Below are 16,641 nucleotides of genomic sequence, written 5' to 3' on the forward strand. Positions count from 1 at the left end.
GTCCCCGCCGTACGCCCGCGGGGCGACTCCGCCAACAGGCGGCGGCAGGCGTGCGCTTCTATGCTGGGGCTGATGGGCCGCGTGCGGCCCGTGCCCCCTTGGTGCGGCTGTGGCCTGCGGCGTACGTCTCCTCGTGGGGAAGTGAGCCCATGACACACCCGCGTCGTCGCCTGTGCAGGGCGGCCGCCGTCGCCACCGCGGTGGCAGCGCTGCTGTTGCCGGCCGAAGGCGGGGCGGCGGTCGCGCTGCCCCACCCGGCCACCACCGGCACACCGACGCCGCCGCCGTCACCGGCCGCCGACGACGTCCGCGACCTCACCCCCGCCGTACGGCGCCAGATCGACCAGGCCGTGCGGCGTGTCATGAAGGAGGCGAGCGTCCCCGGCGTGACCGTCGGCATCTGGACGCCTGACAAGGGCCGTTACGTGAAGTCCTTCGGCGTCGCCGACAGGAGCACCGGTGAGAGGATGCGGCCGGACCTTTACATGCGGATCGGCAGCGAGACCAAGACGTTCACCGTGACGGCGGTCCTCGACCTGGTCGACGAGGGCAGGATCGGCCTCGACGACACCATCGACCAGTACGTCGACGGCGTTCCCAACGGCGACAGGATCACCCTGCGCCAGCTGGCCGGCATGCGCAGCGGGCTGTTCAACTACTCGGAGGACGACGACTTCTTCAAGGCGCTGACGTCCGACCCGCGGCGGGAGTTCACCCCGCGGCAACTGCTCGACTACGCCTTCCGGCACCCCGTGCTGTTCCCGCCGGGCGAGAAGTTCTTCTACTCCAACACCAACCTGATCCTGCTCGGGCTCGTCGTCGAGAAGATCAGCGGTCAAACGCTCGGGGACTACATCCAGGAGCACATCATCGATCCGGTCGGCCTGGGAGACACCCTCTTCCCCAAGGGCGCCGAGTTCCCCGAGCCGCACGCCCAGGGCTACACGAACCAGACCGCGACCGGCAAGATCGAGGACTCCGCCGACTGGAACCCCTCCTGGGGCTGGGCCGCCGGTGCCATGATCTCCACCCTGCAGGACCTGCGCGTGTGGGCCCGCACGGTCGCCACCGGCGAAATGCCCGACGGCGAGCGGCTGATCAGCCCCGCCACGCAGAAGCAGCGGCTGGTCACCCCGCCGACCCCTATTCCGGGCGCGGGCTACGGTCTCGGCATCTTCAACGTGCAGGGGTGGATCGGCCACAACGGCTCCCTGCCGGGCTACGAGTCCCTGACCGTCTACCTGCCGTCGGCCGAGACGACCCTCGTCGTGCTGCTGAACACCGACGTCGACCACGGGAACGAGGAACCCAGCACCCTGTTCGGCGACGCGATCTCGTCCATCATCTCCCCGGACCACGTCTTCGACCTGCCGGCGGAACCGGCGGCGAGGTGAGAACGTTCCAGGAAGTACGGGGGGTGAAGACGTGGAAGACGTGGACGACGTGGACGACGTGGGCGGGGAGGACGAGATGCCGGAGCAGGACAGGTCCGACAGCACGGAAGCCGGGCGCAGGGCCCGGTTCGGGGCACTGCCCGAGCGGGTGCGCCCGGAGGACATGGTGGAGGAGAGGCCGGCCACACCGCGCGACCCGGCCCGTGACGCCTACGACCCCGACGAATGGCTGGTCCGCTACGGCCGGTGAGCGCAGCCCCACCGGATCCGCCCGGGCCCGTGCGCGCAGCCTCACCGGGCCCCGCCCGGCGGTGAACCGGATGCGTCAGGCCGCCCCGGTGCGGGCCCCGGCAGGAGGACCCGCACCCCGGCGGTCAGGAAGCCCGCACCTCCGCGATCGTCACCGGCCGGTGCTCCCGCAGCGACAGCGTGCACGCCTCGGCGATCCAGCCCGCCTCCAGTGCGTCCTCGACCGTGCACGGGGAGGGCCGGGCGCCGGCCACCACCTCGGTGAACGCGGTGAGTTCGGCGCGGTAGGCGGCGGCGAAGCGGTCCATGAAGAAGTCGTGCGGGGTGCCGGACGGGAAGGTCGCACCCGGTTCCACCGAGCGCAGCGGCAACTTGTCCTCCAGGCCCACCGCGATGGAGTCCTGGAAGCCGTGGATCTCCATGCGGACGTCGTAACCGCGGGCGTTGTGGCGGGAGTTGGACACCACCGCGATCGTGCCGTCGTCCAGGGTGAGGATCGCGCCCGTGGTGTCGGCGTCGCCCGCGTCCTTGATGTAGTCGGCGCCCCGGTTCCCGCCGACCGCGTAGACCTCGGTCACCTCGCGGCCCGTCACCCAGCGGATGATGTCGAAGTCGTGGACCGAGCAGTCCCGGAAGATGCCCCCGGAGGCGGCGATGTACGCGGCCGGCGGCGGCGCCGGGTCCAGGGTCGTCGAGCGTACGGTGTGCAGCTTGCCGAGCTCGCCCGCCCGCACGGCGGCCCGGGCGGCGACGAAGCCGGCGTCGAAGCGGCGGTTGTAGCCGATCTGGATCGGGACGTCCCTGCCCTGGACGGCCTCGAGGACCTCGACGCCCTCGCTCATGGTCCTGGCGACCGGCTTCTCGCAGAAGACCGGCACGCCCGCCTTCACAGCGGCGAGGATCAGGCCCGGGTGGGCGTCCGTGGCCGCGGCGACCACCACGCCGTCCACCCCCGCGGCGAGCACCGCCTCGGGGGAGTCCGCGACCTCGGCGCCGAACCGCTCCGCGGCGGACTTGGCGGCCTCGGCGAACGGGTCGGCGACGACGAGCGACTCGACGGCGTCGAGTCCGGAGAGGGTCTCGGCGTGGAAGGCGCCGATGCGGCCGAGGCCGAGGATTCCGATGCGCATGGGGTGTGCTGCTCCTTGAGATGGGACGGGGCGAGGGGCTGTACCGGGGGAGGGGCGGTACCGGGGAGGGTGCGGAAGGCCAGGGCCTGTGGACAGGCCCTAGTCCAGGCCGCCGAGGACGTTCTGGTCCCAGTCGATCACCGAACCGGTGACCACGCCGGACCGCTCGGACAGCAGGAACACAACGAAGTCGGCGATCTCGTCCGGTTGGCCGAGCTTGCCCATCGGGAGCCGCGCGGCCGCCTGCTCGCGCCAGTCGTCCCCGGCGCCGTGGAAGGCCCGCTGCGTGGCGTCCTCGCCCTCGGTCGCCGTCCAGCCGATGTTCAGTCCGTTGATGCGGACCCGGTCGAAGCGGTGGGCGTGCGCCGCGTTGCGGGTGAGGCCGATCAGGCCCGCCTTGGCGGCGACGTACGGGGCCAGGAAGGGCTGCCCGCCGTGCGCCGAGGACGTGATGATGTTGACGACCGTGCCGGGCGCCCCGCGGTTCACCATGTCCGCGACGGCGGCCTGCATGGCGAAGAACGGCGCCTTGAGGTTGATCGCGACGTGCTGGTCGAACAGTTCGGGCGTGGTGTCCAGCAGGGTGCCCCGCGAGGTCAGCCCGGCGGAGTTCACCAGGCAGTCGACCCGGCCGTACGCCTCGACCGTGCGGGTGACGGAGGCCTTCGCCTGCTCGGCGTCCGCCAGGTCGGCCCGTACGAACATCGCCTTGCCGCCCGCCGCGGCCAGCTCGGCCACCAGGGCCTCACCCGGTTCCCGGCGCCGGCCGGTGACGGCCACGACCGCGCCCTCGCGGACGGCGGCCCGTGCGATGGCGGCGCCCACTCCCTGGCTGCCGCCGTTGACGAGGACGACCTTGTCGTCGAGAAGTCCCATGGTCTTCGGGGGTCCTTTCAGCTCTCGCGCCGCGCCGGCCCGCCGCCCGTCCCGCGGAGGCCGCGGTGTCCTCGCCTCGCGGCGCCCGCCGTACGGCTCTGTCATTCTTGTCAGTACAAAGCCCTCGAACAACGGGCAGCGAGCCATCAAAAACCCCTCAGAACAACCGTCGCGCCGGCGAAACCCCTCGTCACGACCTCGCCGCTCCCCTCGTCACCCCCTCACCCCGACCTCGAAGGAGCCTGCAGTGGGCCACCCCTTCCCGATCCGCGAGATCGCCCGTCAGGCAGGCCTGAGCGAGGCCACCGTGGACCGGGTCCTCAACGGCAGGGGAGGGGTGCGCGCGTCCACCGCGCAGGAGGTGCGGCGGGCCATCGCCGACCTCGACCGGCAGCGCACCCAGGTCCGCCTCGTCGGGCGCACCTTCATGGTCGACGTCGTGGCGCAGGCGCCGGAGCGGTTCACCACGGCCGTGCGCGCCGCCCTGGAGGCCGAGCTGCCCTCCCTGCACCCGGCCGTGCTGCGCTCCCGCTTCCACTTCCGCGAGACCGGCCCCGTCGAGGAGCTCGTCGCGACGCTGGACAGGATCGCCCGGCGGGGTTCGCAGGGCGTCGTCCTCAAGGCGCCGGACGTCCCCGAGGTCACGGCGGCGGTGGGCCGGCTGGCGGCGGCGGGCGTCCCGGTCGTCACCCTCGTCACCGACCTGCCCGCCAGCGCCCGTCTCGCCTACGTCGGCATCGACAACCGGGCCGCCGGCGCCACCGCCGCCTACCTCATGGGCCAGTGGCTGGGCGAGCGCCCCGGCAACGTGCTCACCAGCCTCAGCAGCGGTTTCTTCCGCAACGAGGAGGAGCGCGAGATGGGCTTCCGCGGCGCCATGCGCGCCCGCCACCCCGAGCGCACCCTGGTCGAGATCACCGAGGGCCAAGGCCTGGACGCCACCCAGTACGACCTCGTCCGCGCCGCCCTCGCCCGGGACCCGGACATCCGTGCCGTCTACTCCATCGGCGGCGGCAACATCGCGACGCTGCGGGCCTTCGAGGACGTCGGCCGCGACTGCGCGGTGTTCGTCGCGCACGACCTCGACCACGACAACACCCGTCTGCTGCGCGAGCACCGGCTGTCCGCCGTCCTCCACCACGACCTCCGTCAGGACATGCGGGAGGCCTGCCACGTCGTGATGCGCGCCCACGGGGCGCTGCCGCCCGCGGGGCCGGTCGTGCCGTCGCCGATCCAGGTGGTGACGCCGTACAACATGCCCACGGTGCCACCACGCTGACCGCCGGCGTACCGGCGAGACCGGCGTCCGCCCTGCGCCCGGGGGAGGCCCGCGTCCGCCGTCCGCGTGCCGTCCGCCCTCCGCGTGCGCCGTACGCCGTCCGTCCCGCCCGCGACGTCGGCGCGTCCGCCGTGCGCCCACCGCCCGCGACGTCGGCGCTCGCCGTACGCCGGCGGCGCCCGTGGCCGCCCGCTCTACGAGGCCCGCACGTCGGCCCACGCGCCGCTCTCGGCCGACCGCGTCATCGCGTCCAGCACGGCCGCGCTGCGCACGGCGTCCGCGAGGGTCGCGCCGTAGGGGACGCCCTCGGACACCGAGCGCAGGAAGCGGTACGCCTCGATCACCTTCAGGTCGTCGTAGCCCATGGCGTTCGCCGCGCCCGGCTGGAACGCGCCGAACTCGCCGGCGCCCGGGCCGACGTACACCGTGCTGACGGGCTGGTCCTGGTACGTCGTGCCGCGGCTGACGGCCAGCTCGTTCATGCGGCGGAAGTCCCAGAAGACGGCGCCCCGCGTGCCGTGCACCTCGAAGCCGTAGTTGTTCTGCTCGCCGACCGAGACACGGCAGGCCTCGAGGACGCCGCGGGCGCCGGAGGCGAAGCGGAGCAGACAGTTGACGTAGTCCTCGTTCTCGACGGGGCCGAGGTCGCCGCCGGTGGCCAGGGTGTGGCCCGCGGTGGCGCCGGAGGGACGGGCCCGCTCCGGGAGGAAGATCGCGGTGTCCGCGGTCAGCGAGGTGATGTCGCCGAGCAGGAAGCGGGCCAGGTCGGCGCCGTGCGAGGCCAGGTCGCCGAGCACCCCGCTGCCCCCGCGCTCCCGCTCGTAGCGCCAGGTGAGGGCGCCGTCGGGATGGGCCGCGTAGTCGCTGAACAGACGGATGCGGACATGCGTGACCCTGCCGATCTCCCCCGAGGCGATCAGCTCGCGGGCCGCCTCGACGGCGGGCGCGTTGCGGTAGTTGAAGCCGACCGTCCCCTGCACGCCCGCCTTGGCGACCGCGTCCGCGACCGCGCGGGCGTCGTCGGCCGTCAGGCCCACCGGCTTCTCGATCCAGAGGTGCTTGCCCGCCTCGGCCATCGCGACGCCGATCTCGCGGTGCAGGAAGTTCGGCGCGGTGACGCTGACCGCCCGCACGCGCGGGTCGGCGGCGATCTCGCGCCAGTCGCGGCTCGTCGAGACGAACCCGTACTGCGCGGCGGCCTGCTCCGCCCGCCCCGGCACCTCCTCGGCGACCGCGACCAGCTCCGGCCGCACGGTCAGCCCTGGGAAGTGGTGGAGCACGCGCGCGTACGCCTGTGTGTGCACCCGGCCCATCCAGCCGAACCCGACGACGGCGACACCCAGCGTCTCCACCATGACAGCCACCCCAGCCCTTCATTGGACCGATCCATCACTTGTCCAGGTCACCATGGAGGCCGCTTTGTCCCATGTCAAGGCTCGACTGCACGCTTTGACAACGGGAGCGAGTCATGGAACGGTCCAAGTCATGAGACCGCCGACCATCCGTGACGTCGCCGACCGGGCCGGAGTGTCCAAGTCGCTGGTCTCCCTCGTCCTGCGCGGCTCCGGCCAGGTGCGTGCCGAGAAGCGCGAGGCCGTCCTGCGGGCCGTGCGCGAACTGGGCTACCGGCCCAACGCGGCCGCCCGCAGCCTCAGCGAGCGGCGCGCCCCCTCCGGTTCCCCGTCGCAGTCGACCGAGGGCGCCCCCATGGTCGGCGTCCTCCTGAACGACCTGCGCAACCCCTGGTACGTCGACCTCCTCGACGGCCTCAACTCCCTGCTCCAGGCGAGCGGCCGCCACATGCTGCTCGCCGACGCGCGCCTGAACCGCCGGGTCGGCCACGACCTCGCCGGACCCTTCCTGGACCTGCGGGCCGACGGGCTGGTCGTCGTGGGCACGCTGCCCGACCCGGCGGCCCTCGACGCGGTCGCCGCCCGTATGCCGGTCGTCGTCGCGGCCGCCCGCGAACCGGTGCCGGCGGGCGTGGACGTGGTCGCCAACGACGACGAGCGCGGCGCCCGCCTGGCCACCGAGCACCTGATCGGCCTCGGGCACCGGAGGATCGCGCACCTCGCGGGCTACGGCGCCGTCGGCGACCTGCGCCGGCGCAGTTTCGAGGAGACGATGCGGGCGCACGGCCTCGCGGACCGAGCCCCGGTCGAGCCGTGCGACATGACGGAGGAGGGCGGCTACCGCGCCACCGTCCGGCTGCTGGCCCGCCCCGACCGGCCCACCGCCGTCTTCGCCGTCAACGACATGGCCTGCGTGGGCGCGCTGTCGGCGGCCGGCGAACTGGGGCTCGCCGTCCCGCGCGACCTGTCCGTGGTCGGCTACGACAACACGAGCGTCTCCCGGCTGCGCCACGTGTGGCTCACGACGGTCGACCACGCCGGCCACGAGGTCGGCCGCCGCGCCGCCCGCTGTCTCCTCGACCGCCTCGCACGGCCCGGAGGAGAGGGGCGCGTCCGGTTGGCGGCGCCGACACTCGAGGTGCGGGGGACGACGGCACCGCCCCCGCCGGAGGCATGACCGGCCGGCCCGGCCGGGCCCGGCGATCGGGATCACGCACGGACGGGACGGGGCAGGGGCCCGGTGGCGCGCAGGCGCCGCCGGGCCCCGCCGTGATTCGGGCGGCTGTGCGCCGACCATGAATCGCCAATATGGCAGACAAAATTGTTGACAATCTTGTCTGGCTAGATTTAGGTTCGACAGGCACTCACTCAGGGAGGGCAACGATGCCGAAAGAAGCCCGTCCGAGCACCGGCGAGCAGGCCAAGCAGCATGCGCTCGCGCAGCTGCGGCAGGCGATCCTGCACGGCGAGATGGCACCGGCGCAGCGGCTGGTGGAGAACGAGCTCGCCGAGCAGTTCGGTGTGACGCGGGCCAGCATCCGCGCGGCACTCATCGATCTGGAGTCCCAGGGGCTCGTCGAACGGATCCGCAACCGCGGGTCGCGGGTGCGGGTGGTGACCGTGGACGAAGCGGTCGCCATCACCGAGTGCCGCATGGTCCTGGAAGGGCTGTGCGCGGCGAAGGCGGCCGTCGCCGCCAGCGACGAGCAACTGGCCGAGCTCACCGACCTGGGCACGGCCATGACCAAGGCCGTCGCCGACGGCGAGCCGGTCACCTACTCCGACCTCAACCACGAACTGCACGTGCGCATCCGGGAGTTCTCCGGCCAGCAGACCGCACAGGAGCTGCTGGAGCGGCTCAACGCCCAACTGGTACGGCATCGCTTCCAGTTGGCTCTGAGGCCGGGGCGTCCCCAGCAATCCCTGAACGAGCACCTGACCATGATCGAAGCGATCCGGGCCAGGGACCCGCAGGCGGCCGAGACGGCCGTCCGAGCCCACCTCACCAGCGTGATCGAGGCACTGCGCGACTGATCGCGGCGGTGCGAGGCGGGCGTCCACCTGCCACCAAGGAGATTCCAGCATGACCCAGGCCAACGCGCCCGCCTCCCCACGATCGACCCTCGTCGTCACCGCGCACGCCGGGGACTTCGTGTGGCGTGCGGGCGGCGCCATCGCCCTGGCCGCCTCCCGGGGGGAGAAGGTCACCATCGCGTGCCTGACCTTCGGCGAGCGCGGTGAGTCCGCCAAGGCGTGGCGCGAGGGCAAGAAGCTCGACGAGATCAAGGCGATACGCCGGGACGAGGCCGAGCGTGCCGCCGCCACCCTCGGCGCCGAGGTCCGCTTCTTCGACGCGGGCGACTACCCGCTGGTCCCCACCGCCGAACTGACCGACCGGCTCGTCGCGGTCTACCGCGAGACCCAGCCGGACGTCGTCCTCACCCACCCCACCGAGGACCCCTACAACGGCGACCACCCCGCCGCCAACCGCATGGCCCTGGAGGCCCGCGTCCTCGCCCAGGCCATCGGCTACCCGGGTCCCGGCGGGATCATCGGCGCCCCGCCCGTCTTCTACTTCGAGCCGCACCAGCCCGAGATGAGCGGGTTCAAGCCCGAGGTGCTCCTCGACATCACCGAGGTGTGGGAGACCAAGCGCAAGGCCATGGAGTGCCTCGGCGCCCAGCAGCACCTGTGGGACTACTACACCGACCTCGCCGTCCGCCGCGGTGTCCAGCTCAAGCGCAACGCCGGCCCGAACCTGGGGCTCGCGCACAAGACCATGGCCGAGGCGTACATGCGCCCCTACCCGCAGATCGCGGAGGAGCTGGCGTGAGCGGCGTGATCGTCACCAACCCGCCGAAGGCGGACGCGAAGGACGTCGACGCGCTGGCCGGCTTCGGCGTGGCCACCGTGAGCGAGGCGATGGGCCGCACCGGCCTGCTGGGTCCGCGGATCCGGCCCGTCCAGCAGGGCGTGCGCGTCGCGGGTACGGCCGTCACCGTGCTCAGCTGGCCCGGCGACAACCTCATGATCCACGCGGCCGTCGAGCAGTGCGGCGAGGGCGACCTCCTGGTCGTCACCACCACCTCGCCCTCCACCGACGGCATGTTCGGCGAGCTGTTCGCGACCGCGCTCCGGCAGCGCGGGGTGCGCGGCCTGATCATCAACGCGGGCATCCGCGACACCCAGGAACTGCGGGAGATGAACTTCCCCGCCTGGTCGCGGGCCGTCTCCGCGCAGGGCACCGTCAAGGCCACCGGTGGCTCGGTCAACGTGCCGGTCGCGATCGACGGCCGGGTGATCCGCCCCGGTGACGTGATCCTCGCCGACGACGACGGCGTGGTGGTCGTCCCGCGCGAGCGCGCCCGCGCCACCGTCGAGGCGTCCGAGGCCCGCGAGGCCAAGGAGGCCACGTCCCGCGCCGCCTTCCTCGACGGCGAACTCGGCCTGGACCGCTACGGGTTGCGCGAGACGCTCAAGCGCCTCGGGGTCGAGTACAAGAGCTACGAGGAGTACGCCGGCGAGGGGGCGGGGTCGTGACCCGGCTGCCCGAGGAGGTGCCCTGCCTGCTGATGCGGGGCGGCACCTCCAAGGGCGCCTACTTCCTCGCCGGCGACCTGCCCCCCGAACCGGCCGCGCGCGACGACCTGTTGCTGCGCGTCATGGGCAGCCCCGACGACCGCCAGATCGACGGCCTGGGCGGCGCCCATCCGCTCACCAGCAAGGTCGCCGTGGTCTCGCCCTCGGCCCACCCGGACGCCGACGTCGACTACCTCTTCCTTCAGGTGGCCGTCGACAGGGCCGAGGTGAGCGGCCGTCAGAACTGCGGCAACATCCTGGCCGGCGTCGGCCCGTTCGCCGTCGAGCGAGGGCTCGTGGCGGCGGGGGAGGAGGAGACCTCCGTCCGCATCCGCATGGTCAACAGCGGTGACCTGGCGACGGCGACCTTCCCGACCCCGGGCGGGCGCGTGGACTACACCGGGGACGCCGAGATCTCGGGCGTACCGGGGACGGCGGCGCCCGTGGTCGTCGAGTTCCCGCCCGGCGCGAACCCGCTGCTGCCCACCGGCAACGTGCGGGACGAGATCGACGGCGTGCAGGTGACCTGCGTCGACAACGGCATGCCGACCGTCCTCGCCGCGGCCACCTCGCTCAAGGTCACCGGCTACGAGTCGCCCGCCGAACTCGAGGCCGACGAGGAACTGGCCGACCGGCTCCGCGGGATCCGCCTGCGGGCGGGCCGCCTGATGGGCCTCGGGGACGTCCCGGACGCCACCGTGCCCAAGCTCACGCTGCTCGCCCCACCCCGTGCCGGCGGCGCGATCAGCACCCGCACCTTCATTCCCGTGCGCTGCCACCCCTCGATCGGGGTGCTCGGCGCGGCCAGTGTCGCCGCCGGCCTGCGGATCGAAGGCAGCGTGGGCGCGGACCTCGCACGGCTCACGTCCGGAAGTGACCGCGTGCGCATCGAACACCCCACCGGTTTCCTGGACGTCGAAAGCAGCCTCGGCAGCACCCCCGAGGGGCTGCCCTCCGCCCGCCGCACCGCCGTGGTCCGCACGGCCCGCAAGATCTTCGACGGCACCGTGTTCCCCCGGTCCGCCGAGACGGCACCGATCCCCCCGCACCCTCAAGGAGGTCAACGATGACTCCGCCGCTCGGCGACATCGCCCACATCGGCCACGCCCAGCTCTTCACCCCGGACCTGGACGCGAGTGTCGGCTTCTTCACCGACTACCTGGGGCTGACCGTCAACGGGCAGGACGGCGACACGGTCTACCTGCGGACCTTCGACGACTACGAGCACCACAGCCTGGTCCTGACCGCCCGCGACCAGCCGGGCCTCGGCCGGCTCGCGCTGCGCACCTCCGGTGAGGAGGCCCTCCAGCGCCGGGTCGGGGCGGTCGAGGAGGCCGGTGGTACCGGCCGCTGGGTGGAGGACGAGCCGGGCCTGGGCAAGCTCTACGTCACCACCGACCCGGACGGCCACGAGCACGCGCTGTACTGGGAGAGCGAGCACTACCGGGCCCCCGACGCGCTCAGGCCCGCCTTGAAGAACCAGCCGCAGGCCAAGCCCAACCGGGGCGTGGGCGTACGGCGCCTGGACCACGTCAACTTCCTCGCCGCGGACGTCCTCGCCAACGCCGAGTTCCAGCAGAACGTCCTCGGCGCCCGGCCGACGGAACAGATCCGGCTCGACAGCGGGAAGATCGCGGCACGCTGGCTGACGTACACGAACAAGTCGTACGACGTCGTCTACACCTCGGACTGGACCGGCTCCAGCGGGCGGCTGCACCACATCGCCTTCGCGACCGACACCCGCGAGGACATCCTGCGCGCGGCCGACCTCGCCATCGACGCCCACGTGTTCATCGAGACGGGCCCGCACAAGCACGCCATCCAGCAGACGTTCTTCCTGTACGTCTACGAGCCCGGCGGCAACCGGATCGAGCTGTGCAACCCGCTCACCCGGCTGGTGCTGGCGCCCGACTGGCCGCTGATCACCTGGACCGAGGAGGAGCGGAAGAAGGGGCAGGCCTGGGGCCTGAAGACCATCGAGTCGTTCCACACGCACGGAACGCCACCGGTTGCCTAGACGGCCGGAGACGGGGGGTGGGCGCGCACGGCGGTGCGTACCCACCCCTCCCCGTCTCCATATCGTTGATGAGATTGTTGACAAAAGCGTTGACTCTTTCGGGGCGGGTCCCTAGCGTCTAGCGCACACGGGGTCAGCCGCACGAGCCGCGTCGACCCTCCCCCGAGCTCTCGACTTCGCTCGAGTTGCGGGGGCCCCTCACATGAGTCCCCCTCCAGGGAACGTCTCCTGGACGAGAGGAAAACAACGATGTCCTCCTCCCCCGCTCTGTCCGCCCGCGGCAGCAGACTGGCCCTCCTGGTCGTCGGCCTGTGCTGGCTGGCCGTCCTCTTCGACGGCCTGGACATGTTCATCTACGGCTCGGTGCTGCCGCACCTGCTGGAGACGAAGACCTTCGGGATCACCCCGGACCAGGCCGGCGACCTCGGCAGCTACGCCACCTTCGGCATGCTGGTCGGCGCGCTGACCGCGGGCACGGTCGCCGACCGGATCGGCCGCAAGAAGCTGATGGTCGCCTGCGTGACCCTCTTCTCGCTGGCCTCCGGTCTGTGCGCGATCGCGGACAGCGTCGCCGTCTTCGGCCTCGGCAGGACCGTGGCGGGCATCGGCCTGGGCGGTCTCCTGCCCACCGCGATCAGCATGGTCTCCGACTACGCCCCGCGCGGCCGCGGCGCCATCGTCATCGGCCTGCTGATGACCGCCCACCACGCGGGCGGCATCCTCTCCGCCTACGTCGCCAAGTGGCTCGTCGAGCCGGTCGGCTGGCGCGCCGCGTTCTGGGTCTGCGTGCTGCCGATCCTCTTCGCGCCGGTGCTCGCCAAGTTCCTGCCGGAGTCGCTGAGCTTCCTCGTCGCCAAGGGCCGCACCGAGGAGGCCCGTGCGCTCGCCGCCCGCTACGACGTCGAGCTGCCCGAGGCCAAGGCCGGCAAGGCGGGCGCGGCCGACCGCTGGACCAACCTGGTCAACCTCTTCCGCGGCGGCGAGTGGATCCAGACCCTGCTGTACTGGCTGGCCTCCTTCGGCGGCCTGCTCCTGGTGTACGGCGTCGCCACCTGGCTGCCCACCCTGATGCGTGCCGAGGGCTACGAGCTGGGCTCCGCGCTGTCCTTCGTGGTCGTCTTCAACCTCGGCGGCATCGTGGGCATGCTGGTCGCAGGCCGGGCCGCCGACCGCTTCGGCGCCCCGCGCATCTCGGCGATCTGGTTCGCGCTGACCGCCGCCGGCGTCTTCCTGCTCAGCGTTCACATGCCGATGACCCTGACGATGATCGTTGTCTTTTTTACCGGCGTCTTCCTCAACAGCGCTCAGACGATGATCTACGCGACGGTCTCCATCCGCTCCAACCCCGACAACCGGGCCACCGCCGTCGGCTGGACCTCCGGTATGGGCCGCTTCGGCGCCGTCTTCGGCCCGTGGCTCGGCGGCCAGCTGCTCGCCGCGAACCACGGCGACTGGGGCTTCACGGCGTTCGCGCTCGCCGGTGTCTCCTCCATGGTGTTCATCGGCATCGCCGCCCTGCGCGGCGCGAAGCCGGCCGGCGGCCAGGACAGCGCGCAGGAGAAGCAACTGGCCGCGCACTGAGCAACTGGGCAGCCGGGCGGACGAGCAGCCGGTCAGGGGTTGCCCGGTCGCCCGGGCGCAGGTCGGACGCCGGCCACCGCACGAGGGAGGTGCGGGGCCGGCGTCCGGCGTTCGCGGGCGGGCGGGTGGGACGGTCCCGACCGGATGGCGCGTCCCAGGCCCGTGCTGCTGCCGCGGTCAGGCGGGCCGGCGCGGGCTGTGGCCCACCGCTGCCGTGCCGACGTCCAGCGTGAGGTCCGGGGACGCGACGGTGAGGGGACCGGCGAACCGCTCGGCGGCGGCCGCGTGCGACAGGGACGGGTCCGTGCCCGGCCACAGGTGGGTCAGCAGCAACCGGGCGACCCCGGCCTGCGCGGCGTAGTGGCCGGCCAGGTCTGCCGTCAGCAGGTACGGGGCGTCGGCCTCGGGGACCCGGTGGACGTAGGTCGCCTCGCACAGGAAGATGTCGGCGCTGTCGGCGAGGCGGGGCACGGCGTCGCCGGGACCGGTGTCGCCGGTGTGGACCAGCACGGCGTCGGGGGTGGCGATGCGCAAGCCCGCGTTCGGCACGTGGTGCGGCAGCAGCCGGGTGGAGACCGTGAACGGGCCGACCTCGAAACGGTCGCCCGGGGTGAAGTCGTGGCGCCGGTAGGCGCCCGCGAGCATGTCCGGCCGGTCGAGGGCCAGGACGGCGTCCAGGGCGCCGTGCGGGGCGTGGAGCGGCAGCGGCGCGGGCGGAGCGTCGCTCAACGCCCGGGCACGCAGCAGGGGGTGGAGATCGGCACAGTGGTCGGGGTGCCCGTGGCTGACCAGTACGGCGTCGACCGCTTCGGCGGTGCCGTACCTGAGCAGGCGGGGAAAGACGGCGTAACCGGGATCGACGAGCAGGCGGAAACCCTCGTGCTCCACGAGGTAACCGCTGCACGCCTCAGAAGCGGTGGGCCAGGCCCCGCAGCCGCCGAGAACCGTGAGTCGCATGGCACGACACGCTAGACCGTTCCACCGGTGTCGGCGGCTGAATCTTCCGGCCGTTGAAGGCCGTTCGGGGGCCCCGCGGTCAGTCGTCCGAGCCCATCTGGTCCTCCGCCGACAGGTGTTCCACCGTCCTGCCCGTCTCGGTGCACGTCCGCGTCACACGGCCCGAGCCAGACCGGCCAGCGGTGCACCGCCACCAGCCGGGTGATCGTCGAGCAGCCGGTGTACGAGGAGTTCGCCCGGCTGCTGGTCGAGGAGGTCGAGGCGCTGACGATCGCCCCGGGCAGCGACCCGGCGACCACCCTGTGCCCCCTGTCCGGCCGGCCCCAAGCAGCGCGACGGCGTCCTCGCCCACCTGGCCGGGGCTGTGGAGCAGGGCGCCACCGTCCTCACCGGCGGCACGGCCGACACCGAGGGCGAACCGGCGCAGGGCTGCTCCGTGCGGCCACCGTGCTCGCCGGCGTGACGCCCGAGACGGCGATCTGGCCCGAGGAGGTCCTCGGACGGTCCTCGCACTGCGCGCGGTGCCCGACTTCGACGCGGCCGTCGAGGCCGTCGACGACTCCGGCTCCGGGCTGGCCGCCGCGGTCTTCACCCGCGAACTGTCCCGCGCGTACCGTTTCGCCGACGCGGCCGAGTGCGGGCAGGTCGCCGTCAACACCACCACCGGCTGGGACGTCCACCTGCCGTTCGGCGGGTTCCGGGACTCCGGCACCGCCGGGGAGCAGGGCGAGGAAGTCCCGCGCTTCTCCACGCGCGTCAAGACGGTCGCCGTCCACTTCGGGGCCTGTTCGAGCGGGAGCGGCAACACGAGAGAGGAGGATGCCGATGGCTGACGAGACGATCGGCGTCGTCGGCGCGGGCATCGTGGGGCTGGCCACGGCGCGCGAGATCGCCCTGAGCCGGCCCGGCACCCGGGTCGTGGTCCTCGAGAAGGAGCGGGAGGTCTCGCTCCACCAGACCGGCCACAACTCGGGCGTGGTGCACGCCGGCATCTACTACACGCCCGGCAGCCTCAAGGCCGACCTGTGCGTACGCGGGGTCGCGCTGCTGCGGGAGTACTGCCAGGACCGCCGGCTGCCGTACCGGGAGATCGGCAAACTCGTGGTCGCGGTCCGCGAGGACGAACTGGGCCGGATGGACGGCCTCTACGAGCGGGCCAGGAACAACCACGTGCCCGACCTCAGGAGGATCTCGAAGGAGGAGATCCGGGAGATCGAGCCCCACGCCGGCGGGGTCGCCGCCCTGCACTCGCCGCGCACCGCGATCACCGACTACCCGGCGATCGCCCGCTCCTTCGCCCAGGACGTCGTCGACTCCGGCGGGGAGGTGCGGCTCGGCTTCCCGGTCACCGGCGTCACCACCGTGCCGGGCGGCATCGAGGTCGCCTCCGGACAGCACAGGGTGCGCGTGGACCGGCTGATCCTCTGCGCGGGCCTCCAGTCCGACGCCGTCGCCCGGCTCGCCCAGGACCGGCGGGAGCCGCGGATCATCCCGTTCCGCGGCGAGTACATGCTGCTCAAACCGGACCGGACGGACCTGGTGCGCGGCCTGATCTACCCGGTGCCGGACCCGCGCTACCCCTTCCTGGGGGTGCACTTCACACCCCGGGTCGACGGCTCCGTCGAGGTCGGCCCGAACGCCGTCCTGGCCCTCGCCAGGGAGGGCTACACCCGGACCAGTATCTCCCCGCGGGACCTGCTGGGCCTCGCCGCCTACCCGGGGGCCTGGAGGATGGCGGCCCAGCACTGGCGCACCGGCGTCAAGGAGTACCGCGGGTCCTTCTCCGCGGCGGCCTTCATGCGGGACGCCGGGCTGTACGTCCCCGGCGTCGGCGTCCGCGACGTCGTCCGTGGCGGGGCGGGGGTCCGCGCGCAGGCACTGGACCGGGACGGCACGCTCGTGGACGACTTCCGCATCCACCGGGTGGGGCGGATCACCGCCGTCCGCAACGCGCCCTCGCCGGCCGCGACGGCGTCCATGGCGATCGCCGAGCACATCGCCGACGCCGTGTTCAAGAACGCCTCCGCAACCTGAAAGTGCCCTGCGTACAGCGCACTTTCACGCAACGACGAGCCGGGGCCGCCGGAGCGGCGGCTCGCCGGCCGGGTGAGGCCCTGCAGCGTCCTGGTGGCGCGGGTGGCCACCGCCGGTCCGGCCAGGAGGGACAAACGGGATCCGTTCTCGAGCCGAGCCGTCGACCATCAGGATTCCTGTTGACGGGCGGGCC

16 protein-coding genes and 1 pseudogene are annotated in these 16,641 nt (G+C 72.7%); 13 read left to right on the forward strand and 4 right to left on the reverse strand.

The features are described 5' to 3' along the window. The first annotated feature begins 149 nt into the window (after positions 1–149). The gene (locus ACIHAR_RS17620) at positions 150–1,394 is read left to right on the forward strand and encodes a serine hydrolase domain-containing protein (protein ID WP_400020237.1); all 1,245 of its coding nucleotides are present in this window, start codon (positions 150–152) and stop codon (positions 1,392–1,394) included. 31 nt (positions 1,395–1,425) lie between these two features. Continuing rightward, on the forward strand, positions 1,426–1,644 hold the full coding sequence (locus ACIHAR_RS17625; RefSeq protein ID WP_400020434.1) for a hypothetical protein: 219 nt from the start codon (positions 1,426–1,428) through the stop codon (positions 1,642–1,644). Positions 1,645–1,768: 124 nt separating this feature from the next. On the opposite strand, the gene ACIHAR_RS17630 is transcribed toward ACIHAR_RS17625, so the two are convergent. Then, positions 1,769–2,773 (reverse strand): Gfo/Idh/MocA family oxidoreductase, encoded by a 1,005-nt coding sequence (locus ACIHAR_RS17630; RefSeq protein ID WP_365467860.1) that lies wholly within the window; start codon positions 2,771–2,773, stop codon positions 1,769–1,771. A 99-nt stretch (positions 2,774–2,872) separates the two neighbouring features. Then, the gene (locus ACIHAR_RS17635; protein WP_365467863.1) at positions 2,873–3,649 is read right to left on the reverse strand and encodes an SDR family oxidoreductase; all 777 of its coding nucleotides are present in this window, start codon (positions 3,647–3,649) and stop codon (positions 2,873–2,875) included. A gap of 247 nt (positions 3,650–3,896) precedes the next feature. On the opposite strand from ACIHAR_RS17635, the gene ACIHAR_RS17640 reads away from it, so the two are divergent. Further along, positions 3,897–4,928, forward strand: a complete 1,032-nt coding sequence (locus ACIHAR_RS17640) for a LacI family DNA-binding transcriptional regulator (RefSeq protein WP_365467865.1) — start codon at positions 3,897–3,899, stop codon at positions 4,926–4,928. Positions 4,929–5,122: 194 nt separating this feature from the next. Here ACIHAR_RS17640 and ACIHAR_RS17645 read toward each other — a convergent pair whose 3' ends face one another. Beyond that, positions 5,123–6,283: a Gfo/Idh/MocA family protein gene (locus ACIHAR_RS17645; RefSeq protein ID WP_400020240.1), complete on the reverse strand. Its 1,161-nt coding sequence runs from the start codon at positions 6,281–6,283 to the stop codon at positions 5,123–5,125. 130 nt (positions 6,284–6,413) lie between these two features. Here ACIHAR_RS17645 and ACIHAR_RS17650 point away from each other — a divergent pair, with 130 nt between their 5' ends. The 7 genes from ACIHAR_RS17650 (at position 6,414) to ACIHAR_RS17680 (ending at position 13,457) form a co-directional block, all read left to right on the forward strand. After that, positions 6,414–7,457, forward strand: coding sequence for a LacI family DNA-binding transcriptional regulator (locus ACIHAR_RS17650; RefSeq protein ID WP_400020242.1), 1,044 nt, complete (start codon positions 6,414–6,416; stop codon positions 7,455–7,457). Between the two features lie 206 nt (positions 7,458–7,663). After that, entirely contained in the window at positions 7,664–8,314 is a 651-nt protein-coding gene (locus ACIHAR_RS17655) for a GntR family transcriptional regulator (RefSeq protein WP_365467874.1), read from the forward strand. A gap of 49 nt (positions 8,315–8,363) precedes the next feature. Continuing rightward, positions 8,364–9,113: a PIG-L deacetylase family protein gene (locus ACIHAR_RS17660; RefSeq protein ID WP_365467876.1), complete on the forward strand. Its 750-nt coding sequence runs from the start codon at positions 8,364–8,366 to the stop codon at positions 9,111–9,113. Further along, positions 9,110–9,820 carry a 4-carboxy-4-hydroxy-2-oxoadipate aldolase/oxaloacetate decarboxylase gene (locus ACIHAR_RS17665; protein WP_400020245.1) on the forward strand — a complete coding sequence of 237 codons (711 nt, stop codon included), beginning with the start codon at positions 9,110–9,112 and terminating at the stop codon, positions 9,818–9,820. Before ACIHAR_RS17660 ends, ACIHAR_RS17665 begins: the two co-directional genes overlap by 4 nt. A gap of 32 nt (positions 9,821–9,852) precedes the next feature. Then, positions 9,853–10,929, forward strand: coding sequence for a 4-oxalomesaconate tautomerase (locus ACIHAR_RS17670; RefSeq protein WP_365467930.1), 1,077 nt, complete (start codon positions 9,853–9,855; stop codon positions 10,927–10,929). After that, a complete protein-coding gene (locus ACIHAR_RS17675; protein ID WP_365467882.1) occupies positions 10,926–11,876 on the forward strand; it encodes a catechol 2,3-dioxygenase in 951 nt (316 codons plus the stop codon). The genes ACIHAR_RS17670 and ACIHAR_RS17675 overlap by 4 nt, the downstream gene beginning before the upstream one ends. A 249-nt stretch (positions 11,877–12,125) precedes the next feature. Beyond that, positions 12,126–13,457: an MFS transporter gene (locus tag ACIHAR_RS17680; protein ID WP_400020247.1), complete on the forward strand. Its 1,332-nt coding sequence runs from the start codon at positions 12,126–12,128 to the stop codon at positions 13,455–13,457. Positions 13,458–13,634: 177 nt separating this feature from the next. Here the strand turns inward: ACIHAR_RS17680 and ACIHAR_RS17685 are convergent, their stop codons facing one another. After that, positions 13,635–14,414 carry an MBL fold metallo-hydrolase gene (locus ACIHAR_RS17685; protein WP_400020249.1) on the reverse strand — a complete coding sequence of 260 codons (780 nt, stop codon included), beginning with the start codon at positions 14,412–14,414 and terminating at the stop codon, positions 13,635–13,637. A gap of 219 nt (positions 14,415–14,633) precedes the next feature. Here ACIHAR_RS17685 and ACIHAR_RS17690 point away from each other — a divergent pair. The 3 genes and pseudogenes from ACIHAR_RS17690 to lhgO form a co-directional block, all read left to right on the forward strand. Further along, positions 14,634–14,855: pseudogene (locus tag ACIHAR_RS17690) on the forward strand (hypothetical protein); the annotation flags it as partial. A gap of 80 nt (positions 14,856–14,935) precedes the next feature. Continuing rightward, complete coding sequence (locus ACIHAR_RS17695; protein WP_400020417.1) at positions 14,936–15,247, forward strand: aldehyde dehydrogenase family protein; 312 nt, start codon at positions 14,936–14,938, stop codon at positions 15,245–15,247. Beyond that, positions 15,240–16,448: an L-2-hydroxyglutarate oxidase gene (gene lhgO / locus ACIHAR_RS17700; RefSeq protein WP_400020419.1), complete on the forward strand. Its 1,209-nt coding sequence runs from the start codon at positions 15,240–15,242 to the stop codon at positions 16,446–16,448. Before ACIHAR_RS17695 ends, lhgO begins: the two co-directional genes overlap by 8 nt. Positions 16,449–16,641: the final 193 nt, after the last annotated feature.

Source organism: Streptomyces sp. NPDC052016, from assembly GCF_044548445.1.
GTDB lineage: Bacteria > Actinomycetota > Actinomycetes > Streptomycetales > Streptomycetaceae > Streptomyces.